The sequence below is a fragment of the Thermotoga sp. genome, assembly GCF_021162145.1.
In the GTDB taxonomy this organism is placed as follows: domain Bacteria; phylum Thermotogota; class Thermotogae; order Thermotogales; family Thermotogaceae; genus Thermotoga.
Genome location: NZ_JAGGZH010000038.1, coordinates 1 through 9,978 on the forward strand (window position 1 = coordinate 1; position 9,978 = coordinate 9,978).

A 9,978-nucleotide genomic window follows, 5' to 3' on the forward strand; every position below is an offset into this window, starting at 1 on the left:
GTACTGTGAAACCCCCCATTCGTTTGAAGAGATATGGAGCATCTGAAAGTCCTATCACCCAAATGAAAAGCAGGGGACTTCCCCTGCTTTTATTATTTACGCCTGGTGGTTTCCATGTCCAGGCACTGGAGCGCTCACAAAAGAGACGGCCTGGTACGTTGCAGGTTCATTCTATTTCCATACCTCAAAGGAACTATTGAAACTGAATTTTTCCATTACCGGTAATTGCATACTCTGTATCTACCTCTACATGTCTCATACAAACATCACCTGCTTTGTGAACAATCGGAACTAATCAGGTTTTTGTGAATAAAACTTTACTAGATCACGATCTGATAAAAATAAAAGGCGGGGATCTCCCCGCCTTATTCTCTTAGGCATCTTTGAGAAGCATCGTACTCTTCCACCACACCGTTCAAAACGTTCTGTATGTATTCGATGACAGCGTCCGACATCAGAAAGCCCGTGTCATAACCGCCACATTCTTTGAGCATAGTATATCCATCTCCGCCGCTTGCCATGTAGTTGTTCGTCACCACTTTGTATGTCTTATTCAGGTCCAGTGGTTCTCCGTTCACCAGAACTTCAACGACCCTTCCATCCTTGCTCTTCCATGTGAGTCCAGAGACTTGAAGAAACGCTCCCTTTCCCTCCGGTACAGTAGCAGCGTACTCCAGTACTTTCATTATCTGCTCGCCGGTAAGATTCAGTACATACAGTGTGTTACCAAATGGAAGAACCGTAAGGATGTCTCTCACGGTAATCTTTCCAGGTTTTATAGAAGCCCTTATTCCCCCTCCGTTTGTGAGAGCTATGTCTGCTTTCACTTTCCATCTCATAGCGTCTGCTACAAGGTTGGTGAGGTTTGTGCTTTTCGATCTCACGTGTTCTCTTTCACCGTCGAGGAGGATCTTCGTTTCCCCGATCACAGTATCGAGTTTCTCGTTCCCAACTTTCTTGAAGTATTCGAATTCTTTTGAAACGTATCTGTTCTCAAGGTATGGTTTTCCAACGTATTCGTACTTTCCATTTTTGTACACTTTCAAATTAACGGGGATAGCTTGCCAATGTCACGCAACGATTTTCCTGTTTTCCACATCCAGATCGAGCCTTCCCACGTATTTTCCATATTCACCTGCTGAAACTACCATCTTTCCGTCCACCACTTCTGATCCGAGAACGTGGCTGTGACCTGCCACGACCACGTCCGTTCCATCGACTTTCGCCAACTGGTGTGTTGTGGTGATATCTTCTTTCTTGGGATCTCCCCAGTCAAGGTGGGCAAGGGCAATCACGACATCTGCTTGTTCTTTCAGTTTTGGAGCGATCTCTTGGGCTACCTTCAAGGCATTTCCGAACTTCAAACCCTCAAGATAGAGAGGTTCCAAGATTGTTGTTTCCTCCGTTGTGAAACCAACTATGGCGACCTTCAGTTTGCCGAAATCTTCGATTATGTACAGTGTGAAAAAGGGTTCTCCATTTTCCTTTACAATGTTTGCGGAGAGAAATGGAAAATCAGCGAAATTCATCTGCTTGAGGAGAACATCTCTTGGGTTATCAAATTCGTGGTTTCCGACTGCCATGGCGGTGAGTCCTATCATGTTGAAGCCCACAATATCTAGTATCGCATCCTGAAGGTCAGATTCAGGTATACCTGTGTTGATATCGCCTGCATGAAGGAATATCACGTATCCCTCTTGTTCCTCAACTTCTCTTCTCACTTCTTCGACTATGGTTGCGATAGCAGCGAGCCCTCCTATTCCCGGGTTTCGCTATTCATCGAACGCCCATGCATGTCCGTGCGTGTCGTTCACATGGAGAATGGTGAGCCTCACACCAAGCAAGAGAACACTCAAAAGGACAACAAGAAAAACAATCAGAAACTTCCTCATTCTATCACCTCCCCATGAGATTGTAACTCCAGTTTTTGTTTAGCAGGTTAAGTAACATTTGGAAAAAAGAGGTGCAAGCCAAAAGCTCCTTGCACCTCCTGTTCACTCGTTGCCCTGCGTTTATTCAACACCAGAAATTTACAGTCTGGCTTCCTGTCTGAGCTCCTTAGCCATCTCTACCATATTCTTGAGAGCAGGAATTACCTCTTCCCATCTTCTGGTTTTCAGGCCACAGTCAGGGTTTATCCATAGAAGTTCTCTGGGCAAGACCTTTAAGGCCCTCCTCACCACCTCTTTCATTTCTTCTTTTGTAGGTACACTTGGAGAGTGGATGTCATAAACTCCAAGACCAATTTGTCTATCCCAGCCGGTGAAGTTTTCGAAAGCCTCTATAATTTCTCCTTTGCTTCTTGAAGCTTCTATAGAGATAACATCAAAATCCATCTGGGCGATATAATCGATGATTTCATTGAACTCCGAGTAACACATATGAGTGTGAATTTGAGTCTCAGGTCTGGCCTTAGAACAGAGTCTGAAGGCCTTCACCGCCCAGCTGAAATATTCGTCCCAATTTCTCCTTTTAATGGGAGCTCCTTCCCTAAAAGCTGGTTCGTCTATCTGGATGATTTTTATCCCTGCGTTCTCCAGATCTTTCACTTCATCGAGTAACGCCAGAGCAATTTGATAGGCTATTTGTTCCTTGGAAAGGTCTTCCCGATAATAACTCCAGTTTAGAATAGTTACCGGACCTGTGAGCATTCCCTTCACCGGTTTTTGAGTCAGACTCTGGGCATAGGTGATCTCCTCCAGAGTCATAGGTGCACTTCTCCAGACATCCCCAAAGATGATAGGAGGGCGATAAACCCTTGAACCATAAGAGAGCACCCAACCCTGTTTGGTGGTGGCTATTCCTTCTAATTTCTGAGCAAAAAACTCTACCATGTCCGTTCTTTCAAATTCTCCATGTACAAGAACATCGAGTTCAAGGTCTTCCTGCAGTTTTATAACCTCAACGATTTTCTGCCTAATAAACTGTTTGTACTCTTCTGCTCCTATCTCTCCTCTGTTGAACTTGGCCCTCATAGCTCTTACATCTTCTGTTTGTGGGAAAGAGCCTATAGTTGTTGTGGGGAAAAGAGGAAGCTTAAGTCTTTCCTGTTGAAGCTTCATTCTCTCCGAGTAAGGTATATCCCGGATGAAATCCCTTTCTGTGAGCTGTGAAATTCTTTCATTCACTTCTTTTTTCTGTCCAAAGGAAACTTGCAGTGCTTTTTTGGTTTCAGTTATAACACGTAAAGCCTCTGGATCTCCTTCCAATCCTTTTTTGATGAGTTTTAGCTCCGTTAATTTCTCTTCAGCAAAGGAGAGTTTGTTTATCAACTCAGGTGGTAGATGATCTTCTCCTGCCAGAGAAACAGGAAGATGAAAGAGAGGACACGAGTTAGATATCACAAGATTATCGGTGTATTTCAAAAGGCTCTCGACTTCTCTGAGTTTGCTTTCTAGATCAGCCTTCCATACCTGTCTTCCGTTGATAATACCCGCAATAAGAACCTTGTCCTTTGGAAAACCCCATGTTTTCAAACTGCCCAGATTTTCTTGATTTGAAACCAGGTCGAGTCCCAATCCTCTGACTGGAAGCTCTATGAAAGAAAGATAATCAGATACACTGTCATAGTAGGTTAACACCCACAGATCCGCAATCTTTGAAAGAACTTCATAGGTTTTTCTGATCAGATTCCATTCCCAGGGTTCGAGCTCCATCACCAGAGCAGGTTCTTCTATAAGAATGATATTAGCTCCTGCCTCGACCACACTTTTCAATATCTCCTGATAAACCGGCATCAGTCTTTCTAAAAGAACTTCAAAGGTCTCTGGATCAGTTATTTTTTCTATCTCAATTCCCCCTTTGGAAGGTTTGATAAGCTTAGCCAGCTTCAAGAAGGTAAAAGGCCCTATCATTTTTGGAAGCGTATTGATTCCGTGTCTTTGATGAAAAAGAAAATCTTTAAGCGGAAAGTTATCCAGAATTGAAAAATCCTGATTCTCCAGCTCCGGAACCAGATAGTGGTAATTAGTGTTGAACCACTTGGTGAGTTCAAGAGCCTGTTTACCTCTGGCCATCTCAAAATAGGTCTTGAGCCCTTTATAAGGTTGAAATCTGCCAGGAATGGCTCCTACCATAACCGCTGTATCAAGAATGAAATCATAAAGTGAGACTTCATTTGAAGGAAAAAGATCCACATTATCCTGATAGTTTTCAACCCTTTTGAGTTTTAAGTTCTCTATTCCTTTATGGAGTTCTTCCTCAGTGAGATTGCCCTTCCAGAAACCTTCAAGCAGCTTTTTAAACTCCCTTTTCTTCCCAAGCTTAGGGAAGCCATAAGCCAGAGTTTGCACAGTGTTTTCCCTCCTTCTTAATACTCAGGCTGACTTAATTGTGGGTGGAATCAAACAAGGATGGATTTTCAGGGTGGTGATGGCGGAAAAGATCTGAGCATGGTTTTCAACCCCCCTCGAGGTTTTTAAAGGCTGGATAGGTCTTCCGGCTTCCGGATCATCCTACTCGCCGCACCTTCCCAGTACCTTTCGGTACCAGTGGTCTGTCGGCTGAAAGCCCATGGACTGAGCCTTCAGCCCAAGGAAGGAAGCCTCCTTTCGGGAACACCCTACTCGGGACCTCCTCCCCCATCCGCATAAGAGCGGATAAGCGGCTTTCGCCCCCGGTCACGGCTGCGGGGCAGCGGGGGATTTTCACCCCTCTTCCCTTACATCCAGCCTTATTACTTACTTTTACCACAAATCATTTTCGTGTCAATAAATCTTTGGGAACAGAAAATCTGCACAAAAGATAAAATCGTAAATAAAGTTGACTTCGTTAACGTCCGGAAAAACATTTGATATTATTTTCAATAGTCTTCCGCTCTATTTGAGGAGGGAATAATCGTGAAAACAATAGATCCATCCCATACCATTCCGGTGAGTGTGACCGGTACGTTCTGCGCTCTGAACTGCCCACACTGCGGTGCGCGTTATCTCCGTCACATGATCTCTGTTGAGGAGATTCCCCTTTACGTCAAGAAAGGATACAAGAGCTTTCTGATCAGTGGTGGAATGCTCGCAGACGGATCGATCCCGTTTGAAGTTCACAGAGACGTATTGAGAGAATACAGGGAAAGATACAACCTTCTGTACAATTTTCATGTTGGGTTTCAGAAGTCAGAGGTGGCAAAAGAGCTGGCAGATGTGGTTTCTATGGACTTTTTCGGAGATCCTGAAGTGATGAAAAGAATATACGGGCTCGATCTGACTCCACAGGAAATACTGCAAATAGCACGCTTTTATGAAAAGGTAGTCTTTCATATCACGATAGGAATTCTTGGTGGAAAGATAACCCACGAGGAAAAGGCCCTTGAAATCCTCTCGAAAGAAACTGACACAGTGGTGCTGAACGTTTTCATACCCACACCTGAAACACCATTTGCAGATAAAAATCCTCCCGCACTGGAGGACACCGTCCGGATCTTTGAGAAGGCAAGAAGGCTTTTCAAAAGGGTGATTCTGGGTTGTATGCAACCAAAAGGAGAGTACAGAAAGAAACTTCAGGAATTATTAAAAGAGTCGGTGGACTTCATCACAAAGCCCGTTGGAGGTGAGGGAAATTTCAAAGGATGCTGCGCTTTCATTGCTCTAAGGAAAACGTGACCTTACCCGGCCCCATATCGAATGTTTCTCCGAGAGCCAGAACCGTAGCAAGCTCAACTGGTAGACCTCTTTTTATGATTTTTTCAACGGTTTTTCTCATCTCATAAGGAACACGTACCGTCTCGAAACGAACCACTCCTTCGCTCACATCAACCAGTATGTAAGACGCTCGAGGATCACCATCTTTTAGCCTTCCCACACTTCCCGGATTCAAAATCAGTTTTCCTGAAATCCATCTTGCCATGAGAATATGTGTGTCCATTCACGATGATGTCTTCTTCTACAGACTGTGCAATCTCCTTCAATCTCCTAGAAGGAGTATCTGGCTTTACGTACTCCAAAAGTTCGTTGAGCGGGCTGCCGTGAACAAGAAGAAACTTCACTCCTTCTATTTCAAAGGAGATTCTTTTTGGAAGAGCTCTCAGAAATCGCTTAGCCTCTTCAAAGGTGTTTCCAATGGTCCACTTCAGGGAAATCTCTCCCACCTCGGACTCTCTTCCCGGTGCGTAGGAGCACCCGCAGCTTTCTCTAAGGTTTCCCACTCCATTGTCATAGTTTCCCATCACCGTCTTTATTTTTCTGTCTCTTATAACCTGAACAACCCCCTCAGGATCCGGCCCGTAACCGACCAGATCTCCAAGGCAGTATATCTCATCGACTTTCCTTTTCTCTATGTCTTCCAGAACCGCATTCAGAGCTTCCAGATTACCGTGTATATCTCCCAGAAAGGCCAGTTTCATATTAGTTTCCCCCTTTAAGAAATTGAATGGTCCTTTCAAGTCTTTTCAGAGTTCTTTCTTTTCCAAGAACCTCTATTGTTTCAAAGAGTCCCGGTGTAACGAGCTTTCCTGTTACTGCACCCCTCACCGTCTGGAACACCACTTTCTTTGAAGCAATTCCTTTCCCCGCCACCTCTCTTAGAATCTTTTCGATGTTTTCCATGTTCCAGTCGTTTAACTTTTCAAACTCAGATTTCACCACGTTCAGGACCTGTTCTGCCTCTTCTTTTTTGAGAAACTTTTCGACACAGTCTTTCTCGTACTCATAATTTTCGTTCAGGAAGGGATACACGATATCGTAAAGCTGGACTAAGGTGTTAACCTTTTCTCTACAGATACGAAGCACCGCTATGAAGTATTCCTCTTCCACATCGGGAATCTCTTTATCCACGTATCTTGCCCATTCTAAGAATTCTCTTTTCAGATCCTCTAAATCCATCATCCTCATATGCTTTCCATTCACCCACTCGAGTTTCTGATAGTCGAATATCACTCCTTTGTTGGAGATGTTCCTGGGATCGAAAGACCCGAGCTTCTCCTCTATAGTGAATATCTCATCTCCCTCTACTCTCCAGCCGAGAAGCGCGAGGTAATTCATCAAAGCCCTGCCCAGGATACCTTCTTTCCTGAAATGCTCGACGGAGGTTGCACCATGCCTTTTGCTGAGAGGGGCTCTGTCCGGTCCCAGTATGAGAGGAATATGCATGAAAACGGGAGGTTTCCAACCGAACGCCTCATAGATCATGAGCTGTTTTGGTGTGTTGGAAAGATGGTCCTCTCCTCGAAAGACGTGGGAAATCTCCATCAGATGATCGTCCACCACAACCGCGAAGTTATAAGTAGGGAAACCATTTGACTTCACGATGATGAAATCTTCTATGGTGGAGTTATCGAACTCCATCTTTCCTTTCAGGAAATCTTCAAATGTGGTCTTACCGGGAAGGACTTTGAATTTCACAGTTATGGGATGCCCTCTTCTGGCGTACTCTTCGGGATACTCGAATGTAGAAAAGAGTTCTTCAGAAGGATTTTCTCTGTCGTAGACAACGTAATAAGCTCTTTTTTCTTCCACCAGTTTTTCAGCGTGATTTCTGTATATTTCGAGTCTTTCACTTTGACGATACGGACCGTGGTCTCCCCCAACATCGGGGCCCTCGTCCCAATCCAGCCCACACCATTTCAGAGAGTCGAGGATTTGTTTCTCGAACTCTCTGGAACTTCTCTCCAAGTCGGTGTCCTCTATTCTCAGGATGAACTTTCCACCTTCTTTTCTTGCGAACATCCAGTTGAAGAGAGCAGTCCTTGCACCTCCAACGTGCAGGTACCCTGTGGGGCTGGGAGCAAATCGTACTCTGACCAAGTCGAGCACCTCCCTGAAATCTTGATCCTCTCTTAATATATCAAAAAAACCCCGGTGATGAACACCGGGGCTTGGATTGGTTTCGCTCTTTGATTATTTGACGGGTCTCACGTTGACGGCCTGAGGACCTTTGGTCCCCCGCTGGACATCGAACTCAACGGGTTCGTTCTCCCTGAGGGTTTTGAAACCATCCATCTGGATTGCGGACCAGTGAACGAAGATGTCTTCTCCGTTCTCCATGGTGATGAAACCGTAACCTTTCTTGGAGTCAAACCACTTAACCGTACCTCTCATAAAAAAATCACTCCTTCTTCAAAATCTTTCCGCCAATCGCGGCACTCCCTAAGTGTACACCCCCCAAGGTCGTTTGTCAAAATCGAGGAAAGCCTCATATTCAAAGCTGTTGATACCTTTCGAAACGTACTCTTCATAATGTGATAAACATACGCTAACAATAAAACCAAACTATCTGCTCTGAAGACCTGCAGAACGGAAGCCCTTTAAACTTTCAAATGAAATTTGCGCTCTGAACCATTTAACAGTATCTTCTAAGGTTTCCTCGAGAGGTCTGGGGTGGTATCCAAGCTTTTTTTCAGCCCTTTCATGGGAAAAAGCGTAGTTTCTTGTCAGTGTGTAGATTGCGTATGGTGTAAATATGGTTTCACGGTTTCTCAGGGCTGAAAACACCGTTGAAACACCAGAAACAATCCATGCCATATGTAGCGGTAGATATATTTTAGGAGCGGGAACACCACTTACCTCCTCCAGTATCGTCATCAGTTTTCTCATCGTCACAGATCGATTTCCAAGGATGTACACTTCCCCTTTTCTTCCCCTCTCTGAAAGCTTTATGAGGCCATCGACTACGTCTCTGACGTCCACAAAATCAAACGACCCGTCGATGCAGATTTTGAGTTTTCCCCCGAGGAATTTCAAGATAACCCTTCCCATCTCCGAGAGTTTGTAGTCGTAAGGCCCGATCACCCCTGTCGGGCATGCAATGACAACATCTGCACCCTTACGTGCCGCCTCCAGAACCTTGAGAGTGGCAATGGCCTTTGTCTTTCCATAGGATCCCGTTGTTCTTTTCGGATCTATGGGTGTACGCTCGTCTATTATCGCACCCGCTTTTGGCTCAGCGAAAGCATGAACGGACGAAACGTAAATCATTCTTGCGTTGTTCTTTATCGCTTCCTTCAAAACATTTTCGGTTCCTTTCACGTTCACCTCGTAAAGTAGCTTCCTCTTCCAGGGAGTGATCGATATCACCGCAGCCAGATGATAGATCAAATCAACACCTTTTGCGGCTTTTGCAACTGACTCTTCGTCTCTCACATCACCTTTTACGATTTCTACATCCAGTTCCTTCAAAAGTGTGAGATCATCATTCGGTAAAACCATTGCTCGAACTCTCTTTCCCTGATGCACAAGTATTCTGACGAGCACGTTCCCTATGTGACCTGTGGCTCCCGTTACAAGAATCATTCCCCCTCACCCCCTTTCAGAAACACCCTGGTTATGCGTTCAAATCCTTCTGAGATCACTTTCAAATCATCTTCAGGTATCTTAGAAACCACGTTTTTGAGCATGTTCTCGAAGTTTCTAAGAATGGCATTGAAGAGCTTTTCTCCTTTTTTGGTCAACTCGATCATCACAACTCGTCTGTCGAGGTCAGAGCGTTTTCTTTTCAGAAAACCCTTCTTTTCCAATTTATCCACAGTTACCGTGATATTGCTTTTACTGACGGATAGCTCTTCTGCCAGCTTGCTCATAGAGGTAGGCCCTTTGAGAGCAACGAACATGAAGAGATAAAACTCGAGTGTATTCATCTTCTCTGCCTCAGGCACAAAGGGCATCAGTTTGGAAAAAGCTCTCACCAGATCGAATACGACCTCCAAAATTTCTTTACCTTCGAGCGTTCTCTTCATAATTACCACCTCTTTTTGTTCAAAAATGAAAAAGTTCAGATCATAAATTATTATATCACACTTTAACACAATACTTACAAAAAATCTCTGAACTCAAAAACGGGGCTTTTCAGCCCCTCTGTTGATCTCAAAGATAAACATCGCTTTATTTTTTATAAGGACAGAGATTGTCAGAGATCAAACCGAAGATGAAGAAGTTTGATGATGTATTGACTTATTAGATTTCGATTTGGTAAAATGTTGGCAGAAAAAAATAACAAAATCAAAGAGTTATTAAAAAGCAAGAACTCCTAATTAAATAAATACTTTTACCA

6 protein-coding genes, 2 pseudogenes and 1 riboswitch are annotated in these 9,978 nt (G+C 44.2%); of the genes and pseudogenes, 1 reads left to right on the plus strand and 7 read right to left on the minus strand.

Annotated elements, in window-relative coordinates:
• Positions 1-365: 365 nt before the first annotated feature.
• Both J7K79_RS03035 and metE read right to left on the minus strand, forming a co-directional pair.
• A pseudogene (locus tag J7K79_RS03035) lies at positions 366-1,892 on the minus strand (5'-nucleotidase C-terminal domain-containing protein).
• Between the two features lie 138 nt (positions 1,893-2,030).
• Positions 2,031-4,292 (minus strand): 5-methyltetrahydropteroyltriglutamate--homocysteine S-methyltransferase, encoded by a 2,262-nt coding sequence (metE, locus tag J7K79_RS03040; RefSeq protein WP_296905048.1) that lies wholly within the window; start codon positions 4,290-4,292, stop codon positions 2,031-2,033.
• A gap of 117 nt (positions 4,293-4,409) precedes the next feature.
• Positions 4,410-4,685: riboswitch (cobalamin riboswitch) on the minus strand.
• Positions 4,686-4,838: 153 nt separating this feature from the next.
• Here metE and J7K79_RS03045 point away from each other — a divergent pair.
• Complete coding sequence (locus tag J7K79_RS03045) at positions 4,839-5,597, plus strand: radical SAM protein (RefSeq protein WP_296905050.1); 759 nt, start codon at positions 4,839-4,841, stop codon at positions 5,595-5,597.
• Here the strand turns inward: J7K79_RS03045 and J7K79_RS03050 are convergent.
• The 5 genes and pseudogenes from J7K79_RS03050 to J7K79_RS03070 form a co-directional block, all read right to left on the minus strand.
• Positions 5,575-6,337, minus strand: a pseudogene (locus J7K79_RS03050) (metallophosphoesterase family protein). The gene J7K79_RS03045 and the pseudogene J7K79_RS03050 overlap by 23 nt on opposite strands.
• Position 6,338: 1 nt before the next feature.
• A complete protein-coding gene (gltX, locus tag J7K79_RS03055) occupies positions 6,339-7,736 on the minus strand; it encodes a glutamate--tRNA ligase (RefSeq protein ID WP_296905053.1) in 1,398 nt (465 codons plus the stop codon).
• A gap of 93 nt (positions 7,737-7,829) precedes the next feature.
• On the minus strand, positions 7,830-8,030 hold the full coding sequence (locus J7K79_RS03060) for a cold-shock protein (RefSeq protein ID WP_296905056.1): 201 nt from the start codon (positions 8,028-8,030) through the stop codon (positions 7,830-7,832).
• Positions 8,031-8,201: 171 nt separating this feature from the next.
• A complete protein-coding gene (locus tag J7K79_RS03065; protein ID WP_296905058.1) occupies positions 8,202-9,221 on the minus strand; it encodes an NAD-dependent epimerase/dehydratase family protein in 1,020 nt (339 codons plus the stop codon).
• Positions 9,218-9,664 (minus strand): MarR family transcriptional regulator, encoded by a 447-nt coding sequence (locus J7K79_RS03070; protein ID WP_296905060.1) that lies wholly within the window; start codon positions 9,662-9,664, stop codon positions 9,218-9,220. Before J7K79_RS03070 ends, J7K79_RS03065 begins: the two co-directional genes overlap by 4 nt.
• Between the last annotated feature and the right edge of the window lie 314 nt (positions 9,665-9,978).